Source organism: Ensifer meliloti, assembly GCF_030064585.1.
GTDB lineage: Bacteria > Pseudomonadota > Alphaproteobacteria > Rhizobiales > Rhizobiaceae > Sinorhizobium > Sinorhizobium meliloti.
On record NZ_CP120365.1, the window covers coordinates 3,431,942 to 3,455,898 of the forward strand.

26 protein-coding genes are annotated in these 23,957 nt (G+C 62.4%); 16 read left to right on the forward strand and 10 right to left on the reverse strand.

What is annotated here, in order from left to right; translation table 11 throughout:
• Positions 1–187 precede the first annotated feature (187 nt).
• The 10 genes from rpoZ (at position 188) to era (ending at position 7,803) form a co-directional block, all read left to right on the forward strand.
• Complete coding sequence (rpoZ, locus tag PZL22_RS23390) at positions 188–595, forward strand: DNA-directed RNA polymerase subunit omega (RefSeq protein ID WP_003527295.1); 408 nt, start codon at positions 188–190, stop codon at positions 593–595.
• A gap of 102 nt (positions 596–697) precedes the next feature.
• On the forward strand, positions 698–2,923 hold the full coding sequence (locus PZL22_RS23395) for a RelA/SpoT family protein (RefSeq protein ID WP_003527294.1): 2,226 nt from the start codon (positions 698–700) through the stop codon (positions 2,921–2,923).
• Positions 2,924–2,973: 50 nt separating this feature from the next.
• Complete coding sequence (locus PZL22_RS23400) at positions 2,974–3,207, forward strand: AbrB/MazE/SpoVT family DNA-binding domain-containing protein (protein ID WP_003527293.1); 234 nt, start codon at positions 2,974–2,976, stop codon at positions 3,205–3,207.
• Positions 3,204–3,611, forward strand: a complete 408-nt coding sequence (locus tag PZL22_RS23405) for a type II toxin-antitoxin system VapC family toxin (RefSeq protein WP_003527291.1) — start codon at positions 3,204–3,206, stop codon at positions 3,609–3,611. Before PZL22_RS23400 ends, PZL22_RS23405 begins: the two co-directional genes overlap by 4 nt.
• Positions 3,612–3,811: 200 nt before the next feature.
• Complete coding sequence (locus tag PZL22_RS23410) at positions 3,812–3,964, forward strand: DUF3563 family protein (RefSeq protein ID WP_003527290.1); 153 nt, start codon at positions 3,812–3,814, stop codon at positions 3,962–3,964.
• Positions 3,965–4,272: 308 nt separating this feature from the next.
• Positions 4,273–4,830 carry a DUF2062 domain-containing protein gene (locus PZL22_RS23415; protein ID WP_014529131.1) on the forward strand — a complete coding sequence of 186 codons (558 nt, stop codon included), beginning with the start codon at positions 4,273–4,275 and terminating at the stop codon, positions 4,828–4,830.
• Positions 4,827–5,246: a holo-ACP synthase gene (gene acpS / locus PZL22_RS23420; RefSeq protein WP_003527288.1), complete on the forward strand. Its 420-nt coding sequence runs from the start codon at positions 4,827–4,829 to the stop codon at positions 5,244–5,246. Before PZL22_RS23415 ends, acpS begins: the two co-directional genes overlap by 4 nt.
• A 159-nt stretch (positions 5,247–5,405) precedes the next feature.
• Complete coding sequence (gene lepB / locus PZL22_RS23425) at positions 5,406–6,149, forward strand: signal peptidase I (RefSeq protein WP_003527287.1); 744 nt, start codon at positions 5,406–5,408, stop codon at positions 6,147–6,149.
• Positions 6,149–6,865: a ribonuclease III gene (gene rnc / locus PZL22_RS23430; RefSeq protein WP_003527286.1), complete on the forward strand. Its 717-nt coding sequence runs from the start codon at positions 6,149–6,151 to the stop codon at positions 6,863–6,865. Before lepB ends, rnc begins: the two co-directional genes overlap by 1 nt.
• Positions 6,866–6,873: 8 nt before the next feature.
• Positions 6,874–7,803: a GTPase Era gene (gene era / locus PZL22_RS23435; RefSeq protein ID WP_003527285.1), complete on the forward strand. Its 930-nt coding sequence runs from the start codon at positions 6,874–6,876 to the stop codon at positions 7,801–7,803.
• A gap of 12 nt (positions 7,804–7,815) precedes the next feature.
• Here era and arsH read toward each other — a convergent pair whose 3' ends face one another.
• The 5 genes from arsH to PZL22_RS23460 are packed head-to-tail and all read right to left on the reverse strand — an operon-like array spanning position 7,816 to position 11,126.
• Positions 7,816–8,541 carry an arsenical resistance protein ArsH gene (arsH, locus tag PZL22_RS23440; RefSeq protein ID WP_003527284.1) on the reverse strand — a complete coding sequence of 242 codons (726 nt, stop codon included), beginning with the start codon at positions 8,539–8,541 and terminating at the stop codon, positions 7,816–7,818.
• Positions 8,534–8,956 (reverse strand): arsenate reductase (glutaredoxin), encoded by a 423-nt coding sequence (gene arsC / locus PZL22_RS23445; protein ID WP_127517051.1) that lies wholly within the window; start codon positions 8,954–8,956, stop codon positions 8,534–8,536. The genes arsH and arsC overlap by 8 nt, the downstream gene beginning before the upstream one ends.
• Positions 8,953–9,654 carry an aquaglyceroporin AqpS gene (gene aqpS, locus PZL22_RS23450; RefSeq protein ID WP_003527282.1) on the reverse strand — a complete coding sequence of 234 codons (702 nt, stop codon included), beginning with the start codon at positions 9,652–9,654 and terminating at the stop codon, positions 8,953–8,955. Before aqpS ends, arsC begins: the two co-directional genes overlap by 4 nt.
• Positions 9,654–10,067: an ArsR/SmtB family transcription factor gene (locus tag PZL22_RS23455; RefSeq protein ID WP_003527281.1), complete on the reverse strand. Its 414-nt coding sequence runs from the start codon at positions 10,065–10,067 to the stop codon at positions 9,654–9,656. The genes aqpS and PZL22_RS23455 overlap by 1 nt, the downstream gene beginning before the upstream one ends.
• Positions 10,068–10,124: 57 nt before the next feature.
• Complete coding sequence (locus PZL22_RS23460) at positions 10,125–11,126, reverse strand: glycerophosphodiester phosphodiesterase family protein (RefSeq protein ID WP_003527280.1); 1,002 nt, start codon at positions 11,124–11,126, stop codon at positions 10,125–10,127.
• A gap of 568 nt (positions 11,127–11,694) precedes the next feature.
• On the opposite strand from PZL22_RS23460, the gene cfa2 reads away from it, so the two are divergent.
• The 3 genes from cfa2 to PZL22_RS23475 all read left to right on the forward strand — a co-directional run bounded on the left by cfa2 (position 11,695) and on the right by PZL22_RS23475 (position 16,018).
• Complete coding sequence (gene cfa2 / locus PZL22_RS23465) at positions 11,695–12,951, forward strand: cyclopropane-fatty-acyl-phospholipid synthase (RefSeq protein WP_127517049.1); 1,257 nt, start codon at positions 11,695–11,697, stop codon at positions 12,949–12,951.
• A 205-nt stretch (positions 12,952–13,156) separates the two neighbouring features.
• Positions 13,157–15,463, forward strand: coding sequence for a Tex family protein (locus tag PZL22_RS23470; protein ID WP_003527278.1), 2,307 nt, complete (start codon positions 13,157–13,159; stop codon positions 15,461–15,463).
• 240 nt (positions 15,464–15,703) lie between these two features.
• The gene (locus PZL22_RS23475; RefSeq protein WP_284718574.1) at positions 15,704–16,018 is read left to right on the forward strand and encodes a hypothetical protein; all 315 of its coding nucleotides are present in this window, start codon (positions 15,704–15,706) and stop codon (positions 16,016–16,018) included.
• Between the two features lie 85 nt (positions 16,019–16,103).
• On the opposite strand, the gene rkpK is transcribed toward PZL22_RS23475, so the two are convergent.
• The 3 genes from rkpK to PZL22_RS23490 form a co-directional block, all read right to left on the reverse strand.
• Positions 16,104–17,417 carry a UDP-glucose 6-dehydrogenase gene (gene rkpK, locus PZL22_RS23480; protein ID WP_003527276.1) on the reverse strand — a complete coding sequence of 438 codons (1,314 nt, stop codon included), beginning with the start codon at positions 17,415–17,417 and terminating at the stop codon, positions 16,104–16,106.
• Positions 17,418–17,563: 146 nt separating this feature from the next.
• Positions 17,564–18,589, reverse strand: a complete 1,026-nt coding sequence (locus PZL22_RS23485; RefSeq protein WP_003527275.1) for an NAD-dependent epimerase — start codon at positions 18,587–18,589, stop codon at positions 17,564–17,566.
• A gap of 71 nt (positions 18,590–18,660) precedes the next feature.
• Positions 18,661–18,993, reverse strand: coding sequence for an ArsR/SmtB family transcription factor (locus PZL22_RS23490; RefSeq protein WP_003527273.1), 333 nt, complete (start codon positions 18,991–18,993; stop codon positions 18,661–18,663).
• A gap of 51 nt (positions 18,994–19,044) precedes the next feature.
• Here PZL22_RS23490 and PZL22_RS23495 point away from each other — a divergent pair, with 51 nt between their 5' ends.
• A complete protein-coding gene (locus PZL22_RS23495) occupies positions 19,045–19,527 on the forward strand; it encodes an SRPBCC domain-containing protein (RefSeq protein ID WP_003527272.1) in 483 nt (160 codons plus the stop codon).
• 9 nt (positions 19,528–19,536) lie between these two features.
• Positions 19,537–19,899, forward strand: coding sequence for a glyoxalase/bleomycin resistance/dioxygenase family protein (locus PZL22_RS23500; RefSeq protein WP_003527271.1), 363 nt, complete (start codon positions 19,537–19,539; stop codon positions 19,897–19,899).
• 5 nt (positions 19,900–19,904) lie between these two features.
• Here PZL22_RS23500 and PZL22_RS23505 read toward each other — a convergent pair whose 3' ends face one another.
• Positions 19,905–20,645: a L,D-transpeptidase gene (locus PZL22_RS23505; RefSeq protein ID WP_013844239.1), complete on the reverse strand. Its 741-nt coding sequence runs from the start codon at positions 20,643–20,645 to the stop codon at positions 19,905–19,907.
• Positions 20,646–20,868: 223 nt separating this feature from the next.
• Here PZL22_RS23505 and recO point away from each other — a divergent pair, with 223 nt between their 5' ends.
• Complete coding sequence (gene recO, locus PZL22_RS23510) at positions 20,869–21,612, forward strand: DNA repair protein RecO (protein WP_003527269.1); 744 nt, start codon at positions 20,869–20,871, stop codon at positions 21,610–21,612.
• A 305-nt stretch (positions 21,613–21,917) separates the two neighbouring features.
• On the opposite strand, the gene PZL22_RS23515 is transcribed toward recO, so the two are convergent.
• A complete protein-coding gene (locus PZL22_RS23515) occupies positions 21,918–23,921 on the reverse strand; it encodes a PhoX family protein (protein WP_003527268.1) in 2,004 nt (667 codons plus the stop codon).
• Positions 23,922–23,957 lie beyond the last annotated feature (36 nt).

The following is a 23,957-nucleotide window of genomic DNA, read 5'->3' on the forward strand; positions in this document are numbered from 1 at the left end:
CATGCTCCGCGCGATGACGTGAGCCGGATGCAGGAAAAACTTGAACTTATGCTGTTTTGATTGTATCGGACGCCTAATTCCAGAAATCGGAGCTGATGGAGCCGCATGTCAGCGGACGTTCCGGTTTCGCGTTGTTAAACCTGCCGCGGCGATGCCGCCGCATCTCTTGACTCGTAAAGGACAGGCCATGGCCCGCGTCACCGTCGAAGACTGCATCGACAAGGTCGAAAACCGTTTCGAACTCGTCCTTCTTGCCAGCCACCGCGCACGCCTGGTTTCCCAGGGTGCCCCGATTACGGTCGACCGCGACAACGACAAGAACCCGGTCGTTGCACTGCGCGAGATCGCCGATGAAACCCTGTCGCCAGGCGACCTGAAGGAAGATCTGATCCACTCGCTGCAGAAACATGTGGAAGTGGACGAGCCGGAACCCGATCCGGCGTCGCTCGTCCAGACCGAAGCAGCCCCTGCCTTCGCTGAGGCCGCCGAAGAGGAAGACCAGCCGGAAGCGTTGACCTTCGACCGCATGTCCGAAGAAGAACTGCTGGCCGGCATCGAAGGCCTCGTTCCTCCGGAAAAGAGCGACGACTACTGAGATTCGTTCCGGAACAACGTTCCGACGTGTTATCGAAGCAGTGCGCCACTCATATGATTGGCGCACTTTTTTATTTGCCTGATTTCACGGAGCCGCTAGCGGATGATGCGCCAATACGAGCTCGTTGAGCGCGTGCAGAAATACAAGCCCGACGTCAACGAGGCGCTGCTGAACAAGGCCTATGTCTACGCCATGCAGAAGCACGGGCAGCAGAAGCGGGCAAGCGGCGATCCTTACATCTCCCATCCCCTGGAAGTGGCGGCGATCCTGACCGAAATGCATCTGGACGAATCCACGATCGCCGTCGCGCTGCTGCACGACACGATCGAGGATACGACCGCGACGCGGCAGGAGATAGACGACCTCTTCGGCGAGGATATCGGCGCCTTGGTCGAAGGCCTCACCAAGATCAAGAAGCTCGACCTTGTCACCAAGAAGGCCAAGCAGGCGGAAAATCTTCGCAAGCTGCTGCTCGCCATTTCGGACGACGTCCGCGTGCTCCTGGTCAAACTTGCCGATCGCCTCCACAATATGCGCACCCTCGACCACATGTCGGCCGAAAAGCGCGCGCGCATCTCCGAGGAGACGATGGACATCTATGCGCCTCTGGCAGGGCGCATGGGCATGCAGGACATGCGCGAGGAGCTCGAGAACCTGTCCTTCCGCCACATCAACCCGGAGGCTTACGAGACCGTTACCAGACGCCTCCAGGAGCTCTCCGAGCGCAATGAGGGGCTGATCAAGAAGATCGAGGAGGAACTGAGCGAACTGCTTCAGGCCGAGGGGCTTACGGACGCACAGGTCAGAGGGCGCCAGAAGAAGCCCTATTCGGTTTTCCGCAAGATGCAGTCGAAATCGCTCTCCTTCGAGCAGCTCTCGGATGTCTGGGGCTTCCGCATCATCGTCAACGACATCCCGTCCTGCTATCGCGCGCTGGGTATCGTGCACACCCGCTGGCGTGTCGTGCCGGGACGCTTCAAGGACTACGTCTCGACCCCGAAACAGAACGACTATCAATCGATTCACACGACGATCATCGGCCCGTCGCGCCAGCGCATCGAACTGCAGATCCGCACGAAGCGCATGCATGAGATCGCCGAATACGGTATCGCGGCCCACGCACTCTACAAGGATCGAGACACCGTTTCGGGCGACCTGACGCGCACTCCGACATCGAATGCCTACTCCTGGCTGCGCCGCACGATCGAATCGCTTGCCGAGGGCGACAATCCGGAGGAGTTTCTCGAGCACACCAAACTCGAACTCTTCCAGGATCAGGTCTTCTGCTTCACACCGAAGGGGCAGCTGATAGCGCTGCCGCGCGGCGCCACCCCGATCGACTTTGCCTATGCCGTGCATACGAATATCGGCGACACCTGCGTCGGGGCCAAGATCAATGGTCGCATCATGCCGCTGGTGACGCGGCTCAACAACGGCGACGAGGTCGAGATCATCCGCTCGGGCATTCAGGTGCCGCCGCCGGCCTGGGAAGAGATCGTCGTCACGGGCAAGGCGCGGGCGGCCATCCGCCGCGCGACCCGCGCCGCAATCCGCAAGCAATATGCCGGCCTCGGCTATCGCATCCTCGAGCGCACCTTCGAACGGGCGGGCAAGACCTTCTCGCGCGAGGCCTTGAAGCCGGTGCTGCATCGGCTCGGGCAGAAGGACGTGGAGGACGCCATTGCCGCGGTCGGGCGCGGCGAACTCTCCTCACTCGACGTTCTGCGCGCCGTGTTTCCCGATCATCAGGACGAGCGCGTAACCGTGAAGCCCAGCGCCGACGACGGCTGGTTCAACATGCGCAGCGCCGCGGGCATGATCTTCAAGCTGCCGGAGCGGTCGAAGGAAATGGCCGCAGCGGAGCAGGCGGAGGGGCCGGAAGCCCTGCCGATCCGCGGCCTCTCCGGCAACGCCGAGGTCCATTTCAGTCCTGCCGGCGCCGTTCCCGGCGATCGCATCGTCGGCATCATGGACAAGGACAAAGGCATCACCATCTATCCGATCCAGTCGCCGATCCTGCAGAAGTTCGACGAAGAGCCCGAGCGCTGGATCGACGTTCGTTGGGATCTCGACGAGGCGAACAACAGCCGTTTCATGGCGAGGATCGCGGTCAGCGCCTTGAACGAGCCCGGCACGCTGGCGGAGGTCGCGCAGGCCATCGCGACCACCGACGTCAATATCCGCTCGCTTTCCATGGGGCGCGTCGCCGCGGACTTCAGCGAATTGCAGTTCGATCTCGAGGTCTGGGACCTGCGCCAGCTCAACCATCTGATGGCGCAGCTCAAGGAATTGCCGAGCATATCCATGGTCAAGCGTTTGTTCGAATAGGGCGCCTGTTCGAACAGGGGGGACACTCCCGCAGAATACAGGAGGCCGGAATGGCAACCACCGTTACGATCAAGGGGCAGGTCGCGATACCGAAAGCGGTGCGCGAACTGCTTGGTATCAAGCCGGGCAGCAAGGTTGACTTCCGCCGCACCGGCAACGGCATCGTCGAAATCAGGCGGGCCGACAGCAAACCTGTCCGCAGCCGTTTCCAGAATCTGCGCGGCCATGCCGGCGAGGGCCTCAGCACGGATGACATTATGGCGCTGACGCGTGGTGATGCGTGACGCTGGTCGACACAAGCGTTCTGCTTGATCTCGTTACCGATGACGCAAACTGGGCGGGTTGGTCGATAGACCAGTTGGAAGCGGCAAGCCTGCAGGGCCCCCCGCTTCTGATCAATGACATGATCTATGCGGAGCTCGGCGTGCGATACGAACGCATTGAAACGCTCGATTCGTTCATAGCCGAAGCCGGCCTGGAGCGGGTGGCCCTGCCCCGTGCCGCACTGTTCCTGGCCGGCAAGGTCTTTGCGAAGTATCGCAGGGCAGGGGGCGCGCGGTCCGGCGTGCTGCCGGACTTCTTCATCGGTGCCCACGCAGCGATCGTCGGAATTCCGCTGCTGACACGTGATGCCTCCCGCTACCGCACTTCCTTTCCCACTGTCGGGCTCATCACTCCGACCGCGTGAAATCGATCCCGTTCACCTGACTTTTCGATCCGTCCATTCCGGGCGCGAATTCAGGCACATTGCCTTTGAAATAAGCAGATCGTCGCATCGAGCTCGACAGTCATGCGTCTTTCGCATGGCTGCCGCCGCTTCGCGGGACTGGTGGCGGTTCGGCTGGTGAACTATCTTTCGCATCGGGAGGTGAACGAAAGGGGTTTGCCATGTTCAAGCAGTTGAAGAAAATCACCCGTGCCCTGCACATTCCGAGCGTTGAAGAGCGCGAGACCGCCTATCTGAACGGCTCCGTGGACCGGATCGACCTGGAATACCGTCAGCGTCAGATCGACCGCGGCCTTTTCCGGAAGGGCTTCTGATCGCGAATGCGGCGCGCCGGAGAGGCGCGCCACGGCTGCCGCGCCCAGCGGTAGCCTGAGCTATGCGTTCTACGAATAGCTCTCTTGCCTTATCTGTCGGTCTGGCGCCTTACGGCGCCGCGCCTCTTGTCAGATGCGCAAAGGTCGCCGTGACGTTTTGATCTGCCGCATGACTCAGTCCGTCAAGGATTGAAGGAACCACGCAGCAGCTTGCACATGGCGTGCGTGGCGCCTATCTTGCGCCCATCGAAAGGCGGACGGTCCGTCTTGCGCCGGCGGGCGGCTTTGAATGCGAACATGACGGCATAATGTTATTCAGGCGCAGAAAACCGGTCACACTCTCCGAGAGGCTTCGCGCCTTCTTCTGGCCGCGCAAGGGGCTGACGCGCGCTCCTCGCTACATTGCCCTTCGAATTCTCCGCCTGAACTCGTCTCCGCACTCGATCGCCGTCGGGGTGGCGGCGGGTGCTGCGTCGTCATTGACGCCGTTCTTCGGCCTGCACATCGTTCTCGCCGTCCTTCTCGCGTCGGCGTTTTCCGGAAATCTGATCGCGGCCGCGATTACGACGCTGCTCGCCAATCCCATTACGATACCGGTCATCCTGACGGCTTCCTATGAGGTCGGCACGATGATTACGCAGCCGCAAGCCGCTCAGGTGATCGGCGGTCAAGAGATCATGCGGATGGTCGAACATCTCGATCTTGCAAGCCTGTGGGGTCCGGTCTTCAAGCCGATGCTCATAGGCTCGCTTCCTCTTTCAGCGGCGGGTGCCTTGATATTCTACCCGCTTGCCTTCCAGACGGCCCGCCTCTTTCAGGAGCGGCGCCGGCAGGCCCGCTCGCACAAATTCGGACATCCGACATGATCATCGGTATCGGCAGCGATCTCATCGATATCAGGCGCATCGAAAACTCGCTCCAGCGCTTCGGCGAGCGTTTCGTCAACCGGTGCTTCACCGATATCGAGATCGCCAAATCCGAAGGCCGCAAAAACCGTGCGGCCTCCTATGCCAAGCGTTTCGCCGCAAAGGAGGCCTGTTCCAAGGCACTGGGCACAGGCCTGGCTCAAGGCGTGTTCTGGAAAGATATGGGCGTCGTGAACCTGCCCGGCGGGAAGCCGACGATGCAACTGACCGGCGGCGCAGCCGCGCGCCTTCAGGAAATGCTGCCGGTCGGCCACCGCGCTTCAATCCATCTGACCATCACCGACGACTTCCCGCTTGCTCAAGCTTTCGTGATTATCGAAGCGCTCCCAGTTGCCCCCGCCGAGGGAACGGTTTAGAGCACTTGCCGAAAGCCCGGCCCGCGGTCGCTTGAAGCACGGTATTCCCGCGACATATAGCATCGAGTTGCGGGGCGGCGTGCGCATGAGTTCGGGCGCAGACGAACGTTGAAGCGTTAGGCCCGGGTGCCCCGGGCAGGATGACAAGGAAGACTGAGCGTGGCAGAAAAGACAGAAGCGAAGCAGAGCGGTCTCTGGGAGAACGTCAAGGTCATTATCCAGGCGCTGCTCCTCGCCGTGGTCATCCGCACCGTCTTCTTTCAGCCCTTCACGATCCCGTCCGGCTCGATGATGCCGACGCTTCTTGTCGGCGACTACATCTTCGTCAACAAGTTCGCCTACGGCTATTCGAAATACTCGCTGCCCTTTTCGCCGGATCTTTTCAGCGGCCGGATCTTTGCGAGCGAACCGGATCGGGGCGACATCGTGGTCTTCCGGTTCCCGCCCAATCCCGACATCGACTACATCAAGCGCCTCGTCGGCCTGCCGGGCGACCGCATCCAGGTCAGGAACAGCGTTCTCTACGTCAACGACAAGCCGGTCGAACGGGTGCCGGACGGCACGTTCCGCGCGGACGACCAGTACGACACGGGCGGCGATGTTCCGGTCTATCGCGAGACGATGGACAATGGCATGACCTACGACACGCTCGACCAGTTCCCGGATTCGCGCGGCGACAACACCCGCGAATTCATCGTCCCGGAAGGTCATTATTTCATGATGGGCGACAACCGGGACAACTCCGCCGACAGCCGTTTCGACGTCGGCTTCGTGCCGGCTGAAAATCTTGTCGGCCGGGCGAGCCTGATCTTCTTCTCGCTCGGCAACGACACCTCGTTCCGGCAGATCTGGAAATGGCCGGCGAACCTGCGTTACGATCGTTTGTTCAAGGTCGTCCACTGATGAAGGGCCGCTCGTTGAACGCGGAGGACCGGGCGCGGCTCGAGGCCGCGATCGGTTACCGGTTCGCCGAGAAGGAACGTCTCGACCGGGCGCTGACGCATTCGAGCGCTCGCAGCGGCCGTGCGATCAACTATCAGCGGCTCGAATTCCTGGGAGACCGGGTGCTTGGGCTCTGCGTCGCGGAACTCCTGTTCCAGACCTTCACCGATGCCAATGAAGGCGAGCTCTCGGTGCGCCTGAACCAGCTCGTCAGCGCGGAGAGCTGCGCCAAGGTGGCGGATGAGCTCTCGCTGCATGAGTTCATCCGTACCGGCTCGGATGTGAAGAAGATCACGGGCAAGCACATGATGAATGTGCGCGCCGATGTGGTAGAGTCGCTGATCGCCGCGATCTATCTCGATGGCGGCCTGGATGCGGCGCGACGTTTCGTGCTCGAGCATTGGACGCATCGGGCTGCAAGCGCAGACGGCGCCAGGCGGGACGCCAAGACGGAACTGCAGGAATGGGCGCATGCCAAGTTCGGTGTCGCGCCGAAATACAGGACGGATGACCGTTCCGGCCCCGATCACGATCCGCGCTTCACCGTGACGGTGGAGGTCGACGGGATCGCGCCGGAGACGGGGGTCGATCGTTCCAAGCGTGGGGCCGAGCAGGTCGCGGCCATGAAATTGCTGGAACGCGAAGGTGTGTGGCAGAAGCGCTCTGCCGGAAATTGACGGATATCATGACGGATACTCAAAAGGATACGGCCGGCGGCGCAGTGCCGACGCGCTCGGGCTTCGTGGCGCTGATCGGGGCGACGAATGCCGGCAAGTCGACACTGGTCAATCGCCTTGTCGGGGCGAAAGTGTCGATCGTCAGCCACAAGGTGCAGACGACGCGGGCGATCATCCGCGGCATTGCGATCCACGGCAGCGCTCAGATCGTCTTCATGGACACGCCCGGCATCTTTAAGCCGCGGCGCCGGCTCGACCGCGCCATGGTCACCACGGCCTGGGGCGGAGCCAAGGACGCCGATCTGATCATGCTGCTGATCGACAGCGAGCGTGGGATCAAGGGTGACGCGGAGGCGATCCTTGAAGGCCTGAAGGAGGTACATCAGCCGAAGGTCCTCGTCCTCAACAAGGTCGATCAAGTTCGCCGCGAGGATTTGCTGAAGCTTGCGGCGGCTGCGAACGACGTGGTCGCATTCGAGCGCACCTTCATGATCTCGGCGCTGACGGGTTCCGGCTGCGAAGACGTGATGGATTATCTCGCCGAGACGCTGCCGGAAGGTCCATGGTACTATCCCGAGGATCAGATCTCCGATCTGCCGATGCGCCAGCTCGCCGCCGAGATCACCCGCGAGAAGCTCTTCCTTCGGCTGCATCAGGAGCTTCCCTATGCATCTCACGTGGAAACGGAGAAATGGGAGGAGCGCAAAGACGGTTCCGTGCGCATCGAACAGGTGATCTACGTGGAACGCGACAGCCAGAAGAAGATCGCCCTCGGCAAGGGCGGCGAGGCGATCAAGGCGATCTCGACCGCCGCGCGCAAGGAAATCTCCGAAATCCTCGAGCAGCCGGTGCACCTCTTCCTGTTCGTCAAGGTGCGTGAGAACTGGGGCGACGATCCGGAGCGCTTCCGCGAAATGGGGCTCGACTTTCCGAAGTAGCGGGAAGGAACGTCAGACGCTCTTCAACGTCACGCGGTGTTCGAGCTCCGCAGCCGATTCCTTGCGCTCGCTGTAACGATCGGTCAGGTAAGCGGAGCAGTCACGCGTCAGAAGCGTGAATTTCACCAGCTCTTCCATGACGTCGACGACGCGATCGTAATAGCTCGACGGCTTCATGCGGCCGTTCGCATCGAATTCCTGGAACGCCTTGGCGACGGATGACTGGTTCGGAATCGTGATCATGCGCATCCAACGGCCAAGAATGCGCATCTGGTTCACCGCATTGAAGCTCTGCGAGCCTCCCGAAACCTGCATCACGGCAAGCGTCTTTCCTTGAGTCGGCCGGATGGAGCCGGTGGAAAGCGGGATCCAGTCGATCTGAGCCTTCATGATCCCGGTCATCGCGCCGTGCCGCTCCGGGCTCACCCATACCTGTCCTTCGGACCAGATCGACAATTCGCGCAGTTCCTGCACCTTGGGGTGGCTCACCGGCGCCGCGTCGGGAAGCGGCAGACCGGATGGATCGAAGACCTTCACTTCCGCGCCGAAAAATTCGAGCAGACGCCGGGCCTCCTCGGCCAAAAGGCGGCTGTAGGATACGGTCCGCAGCGACCCGTAGAGGATCAGGATGCGTGGCCTGTGGGTTGAAAAGGCCGGGCGCAGCCTGGCGCTATCCGGCAGCCGCAGCTGTTGCAGGTTCGCGGCAGGCAGGTCATGGCTCGAATCGTCGTCAGACAATGCGCTTGCCTCCGGCGTCGAGGACGGCTTCGCCGTCCTCCTTGGAAAACGGACCCTTGTGGGTGTCGGGCAGAATGTTGAGCACAACCTCGGAAGGCCGGCAAAGTCGTGTGCCGAGCGGCGCCACGACGAAGGGACGATTGATGAGAATCGGATGCTCGAGCATCGCATCGAGCAGTTCCTCGTCGCTCCGCGACGGGTCTCCGAGGCCGAGTTCGGCGAAGGGTGTGCCTTTTTCGCGGATCGCCTGGCGCACCGTCAGCCCGGCGGCGGCTATCATCGCCTCAAGCTCGGCGCGTGAAGGAGGGTTCTTCAGATACTCGACGACGGTCGGCTCGATGCCGGCATTGCGTATCATGGCCAGCGTGTTGCGCGAGGTGCCGCAAGCCGGATTATGGTAGATGGTGACGGTCATGGAGCGGTCTCCGGGGAGGTTTGACGAATGATGGGTCGGGCGGTCTGCAAGAGCCATCGCATCAGCGCGAGCGCGCAGACGGCCCCGAGCAGTTCGGCGATCACGAACCCCGGCAGGTCGCCCGGGCGGATGCCGGAAAAGGTGTTTGTGAACGACCGCGCCAGTGCCACGGCGGGATTGGCGAAGGACGTGGATGCGGTGAACCAGTAGGCGGCAGTGATGTAGAGACCCACGAGCCAGGGCACGGCCTCGCGGTGGAAACGGATGCCGGCAAGTATGGTGGCGACGAGTCCAAAGGCCGCGACTCCCTCGGAGAGCCACTGCGCCGGACCGGTGCGCACCTTCATGGACACGTCGAGCGGCGGAAGATCGAACATCAGGTGGGCGAGGGCAGTCCCGGCAATCGCGCCGGCCACTTGCGCGATGACATAGGCGGCGCAGTCCCGTCGCGTAAGTCTGCCGGAAAGCGCGAAGACAAGCGACACCGCCGGATTGAAATGCGCTCCTGACAGCGGGCCGAGAATGGTGACCAGGACGACGAGGATTGCGCCGGTGGCGATCGTGTTGGCAACGAGCGCCAGGGCGTCGTCGGCGGTAAGCGCATCGGCCATGATCCCCGACCCGACGACCGCCGCGACGAGAAGACCGGTGCCGAGCGCCTCTGCAACACAGCGCCGTGTCAGGTCGAACTCCTGCATCAATTCTTCCGATCCGCGGCTTCGCCGTCCATTCCGCCGCCTTCGGAGCGATGGCTGCGGGATGCCGGTCTATCCATTGGCGAACAGCATGGCGTGAGATCTGCAACGAGCGGCGCGCAAACGTCCGGATGGCCGGCGCAGCAGTCCTTGAGCAGAAAGCTTACGACGTGGCGCAATCCGTTGAGGTCGGCGCGGTAGATGATCGACCGGCTCTGCCGGCGCGTTGTCACCAGCCCTGCGCGCTGCAACTGCGCGAGGTGGGTGGACATGGTGTTGTGCGGAACGTTCAGAAGCCGCGCGATCTCCCCTGCCGGCAGTCCGTCCGGTTCATGCTTGACCAGGAACCGGAAAGCGTCGAGCCGCGTCGGCTGAGCGAGGGCGGCAAAGGCGGCGATAGTGTCAACTGTGTCCATTTGTCGCGATATATCGACATGTGGTGAGCCACGCAAGAGAAAGGTTGCGCTCTTCTGCTACTGCCGATTGGCCTGATCGGTCGCGGCGCCGGGGCGCTTGCCGAGAAGGGGAGCGATTGTTTCCGCCTTGTTGGTCCATACGTAGCCGGAGAAGCCCTCGGGAACGAAAGCGAGATCATCGGTGCTGTCGATGCCGGAGGTGAAATCGCCGCCGCTGTAAGGGCCAAGCAGGATGATTTCGCTGCCGGCGGCCTGCATGCGGGCCGCGAACCGGTCGGGCCAGCCCCACAGAAACCTTGCATAATTACCGGGCACGATGATCAGCGTATCGCGACAGGCGTCCGGTACGATGCCGGTCCAGCCATAGGCGGCGTAGCGGCCAAGGCAGGCGATCGTGGATTGTCGATCATAGCCTCTGAGCCCCGGAACCAGCCGGAGCGTTTCCTGCGTCGGAGCAGTGCCGCCATACACGCCGAACACCTGTTTGCGCCACTCCGGGTGGAACCGGAGCAGGACGGCGAGGGTCGCTCCTTCCTCCCGCCGCTCGCTCTTGAAATTGATCAGGAAGCGGCCCTCGGGCAGGGCCTTGAAAACTTCCGTCAGCGTCGGCATCTGGCCGGCCCCCTGGCCGCGGAAGGGGAAGGACTTGCCGCCGTCGGCCGTATAGCCGTAGCCGATGTCCAGTGTCTTCAGCTCGGACATCGGGGTTTCCTGGGTGACGCCGCTCCCATCCGTCCGGCAGTCGAGCGTCCAGTCGTGAAACACGGCAAACTGGCGATCCGGTGTCAGGTGGACGTCGAGCTCGACGACGTCCGCGCCGCTCTCCATCGCCGCGCGCATCGAGGCAATCGTATTTTCGAGATAGCTGTGGCGCGGCGTTTCGATGCGCTCGGCGGTGCAGGTGTCGTTGTCGAGACCTTCCGAGTGAAAAACCTGGTGGATGCCGCGATGGGCGAGGATCTTTGCATTGCCGGAGGGGGGCGGCGCCAGAAGCGACGTATTGAGAAGCCAGACGATGGCGACGACGACGACGAGCGCAACCGCTGCGATCTTCTTCATCGTGTATCCTCCTCTCGCGACGGGCTTGCCGCGACAATGTGGCGTGACGATGTTACCGGTAGGTATACGAGTGTTACAAGGGATCGGCACCGCTCTGTCACCCGGCGCATGATCGGCCGGCCACCACGAATCGCAGGTAGGCGCTCGGAAGCGGTCCTGCAACACCCGTCTCGAAAGGGGGGAGAAAAGATAGCCTCGATGCACCGGCCGGCCCCACGCGCACGGTCTTGCCTCGGTGCTTTCGAATTTGCTAAGCAAACAAATCTTTGAGGGGCCACAAAAAAGCCCCATTGAATAACCGCCGAACACAGCTAAGTTAATGGAAGTTCTGATGGATAGGAGCCCGATGGGCTGGCCTGACGAATTCCCGCAGCTGGTCCTTGCCTCGCTTAGCGAGGACTCGCCGGAAACCGTGAGGTTGCGCTCGAGCCGGTTTCTCGCCGCTTCCGGATGTGGCCGCGCGCTTCCAGGCACAGCTGCCGCATTTCTGCCCTGAAGCCGACCAGCCGCTCACCCGCTCCCCCGTGAAGGAACCGATGGTCCGTTTAGGTCTGAGCTGAGGTAGGATATGAATGCGGGATTGTTAAATCTACTTCGCCGGCTTGTCGAGAAAGGCAGGCTGACGGTCGTTTTCTCGTCGGGTGAAAAGGTGGTTCTGGGCGATGGCACGGGCAAGCCCGCGGCCATCCGTTTCGCTGATGCCGGAGCGGAAAAAGCCGTCCTTCACGACCCAGGGCTGAAATTCGGCGAAATGTACATGGACGGTCGCGTTCTCGTGGAGGAGGGCGATATTTTCGACGTGCTGGCCATCGTCAAGAGCAATGATCTCGACAAGGCGGCAACCTTCGCCAATTCGATCGTCGCGCTGGGACACATATTTCGCCAGCAGATGAAGAGCCGGCTGCCGGTAAACCGTAACCGCTACAACGTCGCCCACCATTACGATCTGGACGGCAAGCTCTTCAATCTCTTCCTCGATGAGGACTGGCAATATTCCTGTGCCTATTTCCATCCGCCGGGTATCTCGCTCGACGAGGCGCAGCGCGCCAAGAAGCGCCACATAGCGGCAAAGCTGCTGCTCGAGGCCGGTCAGAAGGTACTGGAAGTGGGTTCCGGCTGGGGCGGCATGGCGATGTACCTCGCCGAGTCGTCGGGGGTCGAAGTCACGGGCATCACGCTCAGCGAAGAGCAGTTGAAGGTCTCGCGCGAGCGTGCCGCCAGGCGCGGACTTTCCGACCGGGTGCGTTTCGAGCTGCAGGACTATCGCACCATGCAGGGGAGGCAGTTCGACCGCATCGTCTCCGTCGGCATGTTCGAACATGTCGGTATCGGAAATTACGGCAATTTCTTCCGCAAGATGAAGGAACTCCTGAACCCCGACGGAGTGATGCTGCTGCATTCGATCGGCCAGATCTACAAACCCTGGGCGACCAACCCATGGATCGAGAAGTATATCTTTCCCGGCGGCTACATTCCCGCCCTGTCGGAGGTGTTGCCACGGGTCGAGAGCAACCGCCTGCTCGTCAAGGACATCGAGATTCTGCCGCTGCATTACGCCTGGACGCTCAGGGCCTGGCGCGAGCGATTCCTGGCGCAGCGGGAGGAGGCGGTCAGGCTCTATGACGAGCGCTTTTTCCGCATGTGGGAGTTCTATCTCGCCGCCTCGGAAACGGCCTTTCTCTACGACAAGCACTTCGTCTTCCAGCTCCAGCTCTCGCCCTCACTCGCGACGGTGCCCGTGTCGCGCGACTATATCGCCATCAAGGAGCGCGAATTGCTGGAATTCGAAAAAACCCGCGAACGGCTGGAACTCGTCGCGGTCTGAGGGGCGGGCGAAAGGCCCCTCATCCGCCTGCCGGCACCTCGCCCCAAATGCGGGGCGAGGGACGCGTGGCGAGCGCCCGCTCGCTGACACGGCGGCACCGTCTCATGATCTTCTGTGGAGTTCGCCCGGGCGGCCACCGGCCTTCACTTGGCCTTGATGGTCTGCGCCAGTATGGTCCGGCCGAAACAGGAAACGGAACGAGAGAATGGTCACGACCGCAAAGCCCATCGCCGCCATCATCGCCAGCGAAATCAAGGCGACCGCCGCACAGGTCGCGGCGGCCGTCGAATTGCTGGATGGCGGGGCAACCGTGCCTTTCATCGCCCGCTACCGAAAGGAGGTCACCGGCGGCCTCGACGATACGCAACTGCGCGTCCTGTCGGAGCGGCTCACCTATCTGCGTGAGCTTGAAGCGCGGCGGGCGTCGATCGTCGATTCGATCCGCGGCCAGGGCAAGATGACCGACGAGCTCGAAGGCAAGATCGCCGCCGCGGTTACCAAGGCGGAACTCGAAGACATCTACCTGCCCTACAAGCCGAAGCGCCGCACCAAGGCGGAAATCGCTCGCGAACGTGGTCTGGGTGCACTGGCCGACGCAATCCTTTCCGATCGATCGGTCGCGCCGGCCGAACGCGGGGCCGCCTTCCTCACCGCCGATGTGCCGGACGTCAAGACCGCACTCGACGGCGCCCGCGATATCATTGCCGAAGCCATGAGCGAGAACGCCGACCTTCTCGGGCGGTTGCGGAACCACATGCGGGAGGTAGCCTTCCTGCGCGCCCGGGTCGTGGACGGCAAGCAGGAGTCCGGCGCCAAATTCTCGGACTATTTCGACCACTCCGAGCGCTGGGCGACGGTGGCCGGGCACCGCGCATTGGCGATGCTGCGCGGCTGGAACGAAGAGGTCCTCTCGGTCGATATCGTAGTCGATCAGGAGGCGGCGCCTTCGCTGAGGCCGACCGAGCGCATGATCGCGGCGGCTTACAATGTCGGCGATCGGTTACCCGGCGACCGGTGGCTGCTGGAGGTGATCGGCTGGACGTGGCGCGTCAAACTCTCGCTCTCGCTGTCGCTGGACCTGATGCGCGAGCTGCGCGAGCGGGCCGAAGAAGAGGCCATCCGCGTCTTCGCGCGCAATCTCAAGGACCTGCTGCTCGCGGCACCGGCGGGCTCGCGCGCGACGATGGGCCTCGACCCCGGCATCCGAACCGGCGTCAAGGTCGCGGTCGTCGACGGCACCGGCAAGCTGCTCGACACCGCCACGGTCTATCCCTTTCCGCCGAAGAACGACATCCGCGGTACCCAGGCGGTGCTTGCGGCGCTCGTGCGCAAGCACAAGGTGGAACTGATCGCGATCGGCAACGGTACCGGTAGCCGTGAAACGGAGAAGCTCGTCGCAGACATGCTCGCTGCCATGCCGGCGCCGAAGCCTACCAAGGTGATCGTGTCCGAGGCGGGCGCATCGGTCTATTCCGCTTCGGAGACGGCGGCCGCCGAGTTCCCGGGCCTCGACGTTTCCCTGCGGGGCGCCGTCTCGATCGCCCGCCGGCTGCAGGACCCGCTGGCCGAGCTCGTCAAGATCGAACCGAAGTCGATCGGCGTCGGCCAGTACCAGCACGACGTCGACCAGTCGAAGCTCAGCCGCTCGCTCGATGCCGTTGTCGAGGATGCGGTGAACGCCGTTGGGGTCGATCTCAACACCGCCTCGGCGCCGCTCCTGGCGCGTGTCTCGGGGCTGGGCAAGTCCTCGGCCGAGGCAATCGTCGCGCACCGGGATGCGATGGGGGCCTTCGCCAGCCGCAAGGAACTTTTGAAAGTGCCGCGTCTCGGCGCGCGCACCTTCGAGCAGTGCGCCGGCTTCCTGCGGATACCGAACGGTTCCGAGCCGCTCGATGCGTCGGCCGTACATCCGGAGGCCTATGGCGTCGCCAAGAAGATCGTTGCAGTCTGCGGCCGGGACGTCCGCTCGCTGATGGCGGATAGTGCCGAGCTGAAAAAACTCGACCCGCGCATTTTCGTCGACGAGCGCTTCGGCCTGCCGACGGTCAAGGACATCCTGGCCGAACTCGAGAAACCGGGCCGCGATCCGCGCCCGAGCTTCAAGACGGCGACCTTTGCGGAAGGCGTGGACGACATCAAGGATCTGAAAGTCGGGATGCGGCTCGAGGGCACGGTGACCAATGTCGCAGCGTTCGGCGCCTTCGTCGATATCGGCGTGCACCAGGACGGCCTCGTCCACGTGTCGCAACTGGCCGACCGCTTCGTCAAGGATCCGCATGAGGTCGTCAAGGCGGGTGACGTCGTGCAGGTCCGCGTCACGGAGGTTGATGTCGCGCGCAAGCGCATCGGGCTTTCCATGCGCAAGGAAGGCGGCACAGATACGCCCCGCGAGGCGAGGGGGGCGGCACCGAAGGGCGGAAACCGGGGCGGGTCGGCCCGGTCGCAAACACCGCAGGAGCCGGCGCAAGGCGCGTTCGGCGCGGCGCTGATGGCGGCGATGAAGAAAAAATGAGAGCGGCCGATGGAACGGCCCGCATGGAAGGATCGTTACCCGGGCATCGATGCTGGTGTGACGGTTCAGGTTACGTTCTATAATTTAGCCAATTGAGATGTAACCCGCCTCCGTCACACTTTTCAGATGGCGACATCGCTTCGTCGCGTGAAGGTGTCGACCATCGAATGCCGGTATACGGCGGAACAGGTCAGCGGAAATCCTCTTCCGCCGGGACTTCCCGGCGAAAGGAGGTGCGTCATGGTACGCAATGTGGTCCGCGGCCTCTCTCTTGCCGTCCTTCTGACGGCGGCAGTAACGGCCTACCCCCATACGGCAGACTCACAGGCCGTTGTGAATTGCGCTGAGCGATCGCAGGTCATCGAGCTGCTTACTCGACGATATGAAGAAAAGCAGGCCGCCGTCGGGCAGATCAACCCGCAAGCGGTCATGGAACTCTATGCAGCCGACGGCGGCAGTTGGACATTGATCGTGACCGATGTTTCCGGGCGAAGCTGCGTCATTTTTGCCGGAAAAAGCTGGGAGCAGGTCATCCAGGTCGGCCCGAAGGCCTGACCGCCAGCCTCCTGCGCGAGGCGCGCAGAGGGAAGCCCGTGCAGCTTCCCTCTGCTGACCAATCAATGCGACGGTGCGTTGCCGGTCAGTCCGGCCTGCCGATGCTCGCATAGCGGAAGCCGTGCTTTGCGACCTCGTCCTTGCGATAGATATTGCGCAAATCGACGAGCAGGGGCGTCTTCATGGTAGACTTCAAACGGTCGAAATCCAGCGCCCGGAATTCGTTCCACTCGGTGATGATCACCAGAGCGTCCGCCTCTGCCGCCGCTTCATAGGGATCGCGCGCGCAGTCCAGCCCCTCTATCAGCTTGCGCGCGTTTTCCATTCCTTCCGGGTCGTAGCCGGTGACCCGGGCGCCTGCGTCCTGCAGCGCCTGAACGACCGCGATCGCGGGGCTGTCCCGCATGTCGTCGGTATTCGGCTTGAAGGTCAGGCCGAGGACCGCGATCTTGGACCCGCGGATATCGCCGCCGGCCGCCGCGATCACCTTGCGTCCCATCGCCCGCTTGCGGTTGTCGTTGACGGCGACCGTGGTTTCGACGAGCCGCACGGGGGTGTCGTGGTCCTGCGCGGTCTTGACCAGCGCCAATGTGTCCTTGGGGAAGCAGGAGCCGCCATATCCCGGCCCGGCATGCAGGAACTTCGACCCGATGCGGCCGTCCAGCCCGATGCCGCGGGCGACGTCCTGCACATTGGCACCGACTTTCTCGCAGAGATCGGCAATCTCGTTGATGAAGGTGATCTTCATCGCCAGGAAGGCGTTGCCGGCATATTTGATCAGTTCCGAAGTGCGGCGTGTCGTGAACACGAGCGGCGACTGGTTGAGATAGAGCGGCCTATAGACTTCCGTCATCACCTCTCGCGCGCGACCGTCGCTGCCGTCGACCCCGATGACGATCCGGTCGGGCCGTTTAAAATCCTCGATCGCGGCACCTTCCCGCAGGAATTCCGGGTTGGAGACGACGGTGACGTCAGCCGCGGGATTGGTCTCGCGGATGATGCGCTCGACCTCGTCTCCGGTACCGACCGGAACCGTCGACTTGGTCACGACGACGGTGAAGCCCTGAAGGTTGGAGGCGATTTCGCGTGCAGCTGCGTAAACATAGGAAAGATCCGCATGCCCGTCGCCGCGCCGTGACGGCGTTCCGACGGCAATGAAAACCACGTCGCTGGCGGCCACGGCGGTCTTGAGATCGTCGGTGAAGTTCAGGCGCCCGGACGCGACGTTGCTGGCGACGAGATGGTCCAGCCCGGGTTCGAAAATCGGAATCTGACCCTTCTTCAGCGCCGAGATCTTGCCTTCGTCCTTGTCGACGCAGACGACGTCATGGCCGAAATCCGCAAAGCAAACACCGGAAACAAGGCCGACATAGCCGGCACCGATCATCGTGATTTTCATCCGCTCTTCCTTTGATTGTTCTTGAGAACGCTGATCAATTAAGTTTTATCTAATAAAAGGATGTCATCGAGAAAAAAGTAAAGAAAAACCGAATTGCAATTGGGTGCGGAAGCACGCGCTTCGCACAAATATCGCTTGTTTTACCATCAGACGGTCGTGTGTGCACGGCGATAATTCTGATCATACCACTCGACGAAGCGCGCAACCCCTTCCTCGACCGAAACGGACGGCTTGAATCCGGTCAGGGCCTCGAGCAGGTCCGGCGAAGCGAAGGTGCGCGGGACGTCGCCCTGCTGCATCGGCAGCATGTTGTGGATTGCCGGACGGCCCACCGCCTTCTCGACCGTTTCGACGAAGGTCATCAATTCTACCGGCTGGCCGCCGCCGGTATTGACGACGCGGAACGGCGCATGGCGCGAAAGCGTGTCCGTGGCCTTTTCCGGTGCCACCCGGTTCTCTTCCGAAGGAGGAACATGCGACAGCCGGACGATGCTTTCGACGAGGTCGTCGATATAGGTGAAGTCCCGGCTCATCCGGCCCTCGCCATAAATGTCGATCGGCCGGCCGTTGTGTATGGCGTCGACGAATTTGAAGAGCGCCATGTCCGGCCGCCCCCAGGGGCCGTAGACGGTGAAGAAGCGGAAGGCGGTGGTCGGCACCTTGTAAAGATGCGCATAACTGTGCGCCATCAATTCCATCGACTTCTTCGTCGCGGCATAGAGCGTCATGGGTTCGTCGGCCCGGTCCGCTTCGGCGAACGGGATCTTCTCGTTGGCGCCGTAGATCGAAGAGGTGGAGGCGAGCATCAGGTGCTTCGGTGCGATCGCCTTGGCGAGCTCAAGCATGTTCCACGACCCGACGAGGTTCGCGTCCACATAGGCTTTCGGGTTTTCGAGGCTGTAGCGGACGCCCGCCTGGGCGGCGAGGTGGATGATGACTTCCGGCTCGGCAAGCTCCGCCGCCCGGTCCAGTGCGGCCCGGTCCTCGAGCATGGCCGTCACCGCCTTGAAGCCGTTGGAGCGCTGAAGGATCGCGTGCCGGCGCTCTTTCAGCGTCACGTCGTAATAGGGCGTCATGCCGTCGAACCCGACGACGAAATGCCCCTCGTCGATCAGCCGTTTTGCAACATGAAAACCGATGAATCCTGCAGTGCCGGTGATGAGGTAACGCATGACGATTTCCCCCAGTTTGCCCCACTCGACAGTTCATACGCAGAAAGCCGGCCGATGAAAAGTCAATTCCGTCACTCGCGGGGCTCGTCGAGCTCACGTTGGAGGGCTGTCAGAACGGACATTGCGTGGCCGGCATACTGGCTGATCCAACGATCGTGAATGGCGCGGATGGGCAAGGCGTTCAGGTGGTTCCACCGCTCGCGGCCCTCGCGCCTGACGAGAACGAGATCGGCCTCCTCCAGAACCTTAAGGTGCTGCATCACCGTGCAGCGATCCAGGGTCGGGAAGCGTTCACAGAGCATGCCCGTCGTTTGCGGTTTCTCCTTCAGCACGTCGAGCATCTGTCGGCGCAGGCCGTTCGCCAGCGCCTTGAAAACCGCATCGTCTTTCGAATCGTTTGACATGTTATGTTTTTATAACATATTATCGGCAGATACAATCGTGAGGAGGACGTCATGGCTTTCGAATTTCGAGTGAATGGGAGGATTGCCCGTCCCGTCGGGCAGGTTTTCGACGCGGTGGTAAATCCGGATCAGCTCAGCCGCTATTTCGTAACGCTCGGCGGCATCAGCGGGCCGCTGGTTGCCGGCACCACCGTGACGTGGTGGGGCGAGGTTCCCATCAAGGTCGAGGCCGTGGAGCCTAACGAGCGGATCGTCTTTTGCTGGGACGCCATGACCGGTGAAGGCGAGTCTCCCTACCAGACGCGGGTTGAAATGCGCTTTCAGCCGCTCGACGACGGCGCCACCATGGTGACGATCGCCGAGAGCGGCTGGCGGGAAAACGAACAGGGGCAGAAGAGCTCCTATCTCAATTGCGAGGGCTGGTCGCAGATGCTCGCCTGCATGAAGGCCTGGGTCGAATACGGCATCAATTTGCGGGAGGGCTATTATGTGAGCGAACTCTCCGGCAAGCCCGCGCTCGAACCGCAACTGTAGGAGGGATCTATGTCCACCGAAATCAAGGGCGGTATCAACATCGCCATGAAAGTTCCGAGCCATCAATACGAGGCGGTGATCGCCTTCTACCGGGACGTCGTCGGTCTTCCCCCTTTCGACGAGAAGGCACCGGCGAAAGGCTTCGTTCTCGGCCCCAATCGTTTGTGGATAGACGAAGCGCCGCATTACAGCCAGGCAGAGATATGGCTGGAGCTCTTCACCGAAGATCACGGGGCGGCGCTCGATCGCCTCGCAGCGCACAAGGTGGTGCGCTGCGATCAGGTCGAGGAACTGGGCGAGGGCTTCCGCGGCGGATGGATCATGAACCCCGCCAATATCGTCCACCTCGTGCGCGAGCCGGATGCCTGGTAGACGTGTTAGAACGAAAGCGAACCGCTGCCGTCGGCAGCGGTCGACATCGGTGCATCCATCGGCTGGCTCATCGGCGGTTCCGCCTGGAGCACGACGACGCGCGAGCCTTCCGGAACGCGGCTGTAAAGGTCGATGATATCGGGGTTGAAAAGGCGGATGCAGCCGCTCGACACCGCCTTGCCGATCGACCAGGCCTCCGTGGTGCCGTGGATGCGGAACAGTGTGTCCCGGTTTCCCTGGTAGAGATAGAGCGCGCGCGGTCCGAGCGGATTGCGCAGGCCGGGGTCCATGCCTCCCGCGAGCGGTCCGTAGCGCTCCGGTTCGCGCGCGACCATGTCGGATGTCGGCGTCCACCGCGGCCATTCCGCCTTGCGGCCGACGCGCGCCTCGCCCTCGAACTCCAGCCCGGCCTTGCCGACACCGATGCCGTAACGAAGCGCCATGCCTCCGCCCTGCACGAGATAGAGAAAGCGATTTTCCGTGTCGATCACGACCGTACCCGGCGGCTCATGCGTGACGTAAGGAACCTGTTGCCGCAGAAAACGCGGTTCGACCTTGCTGATGTCGGTGGCGGGAAGCGGAAACTTCTCCTCGGACTTCGCCCCATACATTGCCACGAAATAAGGATCCGGCCCTTTCGGTCGGACCTGCTGGCTGTTGCTAACGCAACCCGCCAGCGCGGCGGAGAGGGCCAAAACTGCGCAAAGCTGCATCAGGCGGCTGGCGCGATTCCCGGACACACACATAGTCGAATTGTTCCTGCTGACTGTCATTCTTGAGGAGGCACGTCTAAGACCTCGGAACCCGCATTGGAAGACGTCGCAATCCGGCAAAAGCGACAATAGAATTGAGGCGCACAGCAAGTGTAGCGGAAAGGCTACAGTTTGCTTCCGCCGCACCGGACGAGGCTCGAAACAGGGGGCGTTTCTTCGCTTGCTCCGGTTTCCGCGGCGGGTGTATGCCTCTTTCATGCAATGGAGCGATGAAGCCATAATTCTCGGCATCCGGCGGCATGGCGAAAGCTCTGTCATCGCGGAGGTGATGACGCCCGGGCACGGGCGGCATCTCGGGCTCGTGCGCTCGGGCCGCTCGCGTACGATGCAGCCGGTGCTGCAGCCGGGCAATTCCGTGGAGGTGAGCTGGCGGGCGAGGCTCGACGAGCATCTCGGCGAATTCCGCGTCGAGCCGCTGCAATTGCGCGCCGCGAGGCTGATCGAGACGGCGACTTCCGTCTACGGCATTCAGGCGCTTGGCGCACTCTTGCGGCTCCTGCCGGAGCGCGACCCGCATCCCCATCTCTACGAGGCGCTCGCCGTCATCGTCGATCACCTCCAGGACCCGGCAGACGCCGGCGAATTGTTCGTGCGCTTCGAACTCGCGGTGCTGAACGATCTCGGCTTCGGCCTGGATCTTTCCCGATGTGGGGCGACGGGTGCGCGCAGCGAACTTGTCTACGTATCGCCGAAATCGGGCCGCGCGATCTGCCGCGAAGCGGGTGCCCCTTACGCCGATCGCATGCTCGCCCTTCCGGATTTCCTTTCCGGAGGAAGCAGAGCTGCCGATCACGAAAGCCTTGCCGCTGCCTTCCGTCTCACCGCCTATTTCCTCAACCGCCATGTTTACGAGCCACGGGGCGTCGACGCCGCGTCGGCCCGGGACGGGTTCGTCCATGCGACGCTGAAGGCGCTGAAGTCCGCATCGTCGGCGGCTTAACGGTTGTTTCAATCCCTGTGACGGGGCGCAGGAAGATGGGGAGGCGTGGGCGTTGCGATAGATTCCGCTTGCGGATATGCGACCTGTCTTCTCCCCTTCCTCATCTCTGCGCTTGTCACAGAGATGAGAGCAGCGCCGCGTCTGCGGCGCGGGGAAATCTTTTCAGCTCAATGACCTGGTCTGGCTGGATCCCTGTGACGAGCACAGGGACGACCGAGCAGAGGAAAGGGCACCGCTACACCGCGACCAACGAGGCTTGCCGGAGCGCGTGCGCCAGCGCCGCGCTCCGAACTCTGAGGCTTGGTTCAGCCGATCTTGCCGCCACCCTGCCTGGTCACGGCGACGACGGCCGGGCGCACCGGCATGTCGTCGCGGAAATCCGGCCAGCGCGTCGCCGGCTTTTCGTAGGTTGCGAGACCGGCATCGCCCGGATGCTGAACCGCGAGGAAGAAGGTGTCGCTCGTCGGGTTGAAGCTCGGGCCGCACATTTCGGCGCCGACCGGCACGCGGAAGAACAGCTTCGAGGTGCCGCGGCCTTCGCCTTCGGTCTCGACGGCCCAGACCCCGTCGGTGCGTCCCGTGTCCTTTTCGTTGTTGCCGTCGGTCGAGACCCAGAGACGGCCTTCGGCATCGATGGCGCAATTGTCCGGCATGCCGAACCAGCCGTTCCTGGTCGTCGCGGTGGAGAAGGAGGCACCGACCTCGGCGACGCTCGGATCGCCGCACTTCAGCAGTACGTCCCAGCGGGATTTCGTCGAGGCGAAGTCGCCGTCCGTTTCCGAAATCTCGACGATGTGGCCGAAGGCATTCTTGGCACGCGGATTGGCGGCGTCGATCTCGTCCTCCTTGCGCTTCGTGTTGTTGGTCAGCATGACATAGACCTTGCCGGTCTTCGGGTTGGGCTGGACGTCTTCCGGCCGGTCCATCTTGGTCGCGCCGAGCGCATCGGCGGCAAGACGGGTGTCGATCAGCACGTCGGCCTGGGAGGCGAAGCCGTTCTCGGCCGTCAGCGGACCTTCGCCATGGACAAGAGGCATCCAGGTGACCGTGCCGTCCTCGTCGAACTTCGCCACGTAGAGCGTGCCTTCATCGAAGAGATCCATATTCGCGGCGCGGTCGTCCGGGTTGTAGGTGCCTTTCGTCACGAACTTGTAGACATAGTCGTACCGCTCGTCGTCGCCGCTATAGAGGACGACCCGGCCGTCCCTGTTGACGATCGACTCGCAACCCTCGTGCTTGAAGCGTCCGATCGCGGTGCGCTTCTTCGGAACGGAGGTGGGGTCCAGCGGATCGACCTCGACCACCCAGCCGAAGCGGTTGGCTTCGTTCGGCTCCTTGGAAACGTCGAAGCGGTCGTAGAATTTCGACCATTCATACTGCCCGCCCGGCGTGCCGAGGCGTTTCATCTGCTTGAATTCCGGATGATCCTCGGCAAGCTCGCCGCCGAAATAGCCGTTGAAGTTTTCCTCGGCCATCATGTAGGTGCCCCAGGCGGTGACGCCGCCGGCACAATTGTTGATGGTGCCGAAGACCTTCCTGCCGGTCGGATCGGACGGGGTCTTGACCCGCTCGTGACCGGCCGCCGGGCCGGAAAGCTGCATTTCGGTAGTGGCCGTGATGCGGCGGTTGTACTTGCCGTCGAGGACAGGCTGCCACTTCCCGTCGACCTTGCGGATTTCGATGACCGTGCCGCCATGGGCAGCCATTTCGATATCGACCAGTTCCTTGGTGTATTCGCCGAGTACGACCTTGTCCTCTTCCTTGCCGTCCTCCGTCACCTTTTCGACACGGGCGAAGTTCGGGAACATGATCTCGGCATTGGTATATTCGTGGTTGACGACCAGCAGGCCGTGGTCCGGATTGCCCTCGAGCGGAATGAAGCCGACATAGTCGTTGTTGTAGCCGAACTGCCGGCTCTGGGCGTCGGCGGTCTGCTTGAGCGGATCGAATTCCGGACTGTCGGCGAAGACTTTGTCGCCCCAGCGCAGCAGGATGTCGGCGTCGTAGCCCTCGGCAACATGGTGGGTCTCGTCTACGCCGGCTTCGATCTCCTTGAAGTCGAAGGGCGACGCTTCACCCTCAGCCCGGGCCTCGTCCGCCGTCAGCAGGGCAAGCGGGCTGACCGTCGTGGAGATGGCAGCAACGGCCAGAGAGCCGCCGATGAACGACCGGCGCGAGAAACGGCGGTTGATGATGTCGCCCATGGTGGGATTGGCGGAACAGTTCCGGCCGGCGTCTTCCAGTTCCTCTCTGCGCTCCGTCAGCGTCTTGAATTCGGTTTCATCCGTAGGTCCGAGATATTTGTCCATGGAAATTCTCCCCATTGAGACGATCGATGCGCCCGT

Excerpts from the sequence above, each read along its gene's own strand:
- rpoZ (WP_003527295.1), top strand. The coding sequence starts at position 188 with ATGGCCCGCGTCACCGTCGAAGACTGCATCGACAAGGTCGAAAACCGT.
- PZL22_RS23395 (WP_003527294.1), top strand. The coding sequence starts at position 698 with ATGATGCGCCAATACGAGCTCGTTGAGCGCGTGCAGAAATACAAGCCC.
- PZL22_RS23400 (WP_003527293.1), top strand. The coding sequence starts at position 2,974 with ATGGCAACCACCGTTACGATCAAGGGGCAGGTCGCGATACCGAAAGCG.
- PZL22_RS23410 (WP_003527290.1), top strand. The coding sequence starts at position 3,812 with ATGTTCAAGCAGTTGAAGAAAATCACCCGTGCCCTGCACATTCCGAGC.
- PZL22_RS23415 (WP_014529131.1), top strand. The coding sequence starts at position 4,273 with ATGTTATTCAGGCGCAGAAAACCGGTCACACTCTCCGAGAGGCTTCGC.
- acpS (WP_003527288.1), top strand. The coding sequence starts at position 4,827 with ATGATCATCGGTATCGGCAGCGATCTCATCGATATCAGGCGCATCGAA.
- rnc (WP_003527286.1), top strand. The coding sequence starts at position 6,149 with ATGAAGGGCCGCTCGTTGAACGCGGAGGACCGGGCGCGGCTCGAGGCC.
- era (WP_003527285.1), top strand. The coding sequence starts at position 6,874 with ATGACGGATACTCAAAAGGATACGGCCGGCGGCGCAGTGCCGACGCGC.
- arsC (WP_127517051.1), bottom strand. The coding sequence starts at position 8,956 with ATGACCGTCACCATCTACCATAATCCGGCTTGCGGCACCTCGCGCAAC.
- aqpS (WP_003527282.1), bottom strand. The coding sequence starts at position 9,654 with ATGCAGGAGTTCGACCTGACACGGCGCTGTGTTGCAGAGGCGCTCGGC.
- PZL22_RS23455 (WP_003527281.1), bottom strand. The coding sequence starts at position 10,067 with ATGGACACAGTTGACACTATCGCCGCCTTTGCCGCCCTCGCTCAGCCG.
- PZL22_RS23460 (WP_003527280.1), bottom strand. The coding sequence starts at position 11,126 with ATGAAGAAGATCGCAGCGGTTGCGCTCGTCGTCGTCGTCGCCATCGTC.
- cfa2 (WP_127517049.1), top strand. The coding sequence starts at position 11,695 with ATGAATGCGGGATTGTTAAATCTACTTCGCCGGCTTGTCGAGAAAGGC.
- PZL22_RS23470 (WP_003527278.1), top strand. The coding sequence starts at position 13,157 with ATGGTCACGACCGCAAAGCCCATCGCCGCCATCATCGCCAGCGAAATC.
- PZL22_RS23475 (WP_284718574.1), top strand. The coding sequence starts at position 15,704 with ATGGTACGCAATGTGGTCCGCGGCCTCTCTCTTGCCGTCCTTCTGACG.
- rkpK (WP_003527276.1), bottom strand. The coding sequence starts at position 17,417 with ATGAAAATCACGATGATCGGTGCCGGCTATGTCGGCCTTGTTTCCGGT.
- PZL22_RS23485 (WP_003527275.1), bottom strand. The coding sequence starts at position 18,589 with ATGCGTTACCTCATCACCGGCACTGCAGGATTCATCGGTTTTCATGTT.
- PZL22_RS23490 (WP_003527273.1), bottom strand. The coding sequence starts at position 18,993 with ATGTCAAACGATTCGAAAGACGATGCGGTTTTCAAGGCGCTGGCGAAC.
- PZL22_RS23495 (WP_003527272.1), top strand. The coding sequence starts at position 19,045 with ATGGCTTTCGAATTTCGAGTGAATGGGAGGATTGCCCGTCCCGTCGGG.
- PZL22_RS23500 (WP_003527271.1), top strand. The coding sequence starts at position 19,537 with ATGTCCACCGAAATCAAGGGCGGTATCAACATCGCCATGAAAGTTCCG.
- PZL22_RS23505 (WP_013844239.1), bottom strand. The coding sequence starts at position 20,645 with ATGTGTGTGTCCGGGAATCGCGCCAGCCGCCTGATGCAGCTTTGCGCA.
- recO (WP_003527269.1), top strand. The coding sequence starts at position 20,869 with ATGCAATGGAGCGATGAAGCCATAATTCTCGGCATCCGGCGGCATGGC.
- PZL22_RS23515 (WP_003527268.1), bottom strand. The coding sequence starts at position 23,921 with ATGGACAAATATCTCGGACCTACGGATGAAACCGAATTCAAGACGCTG.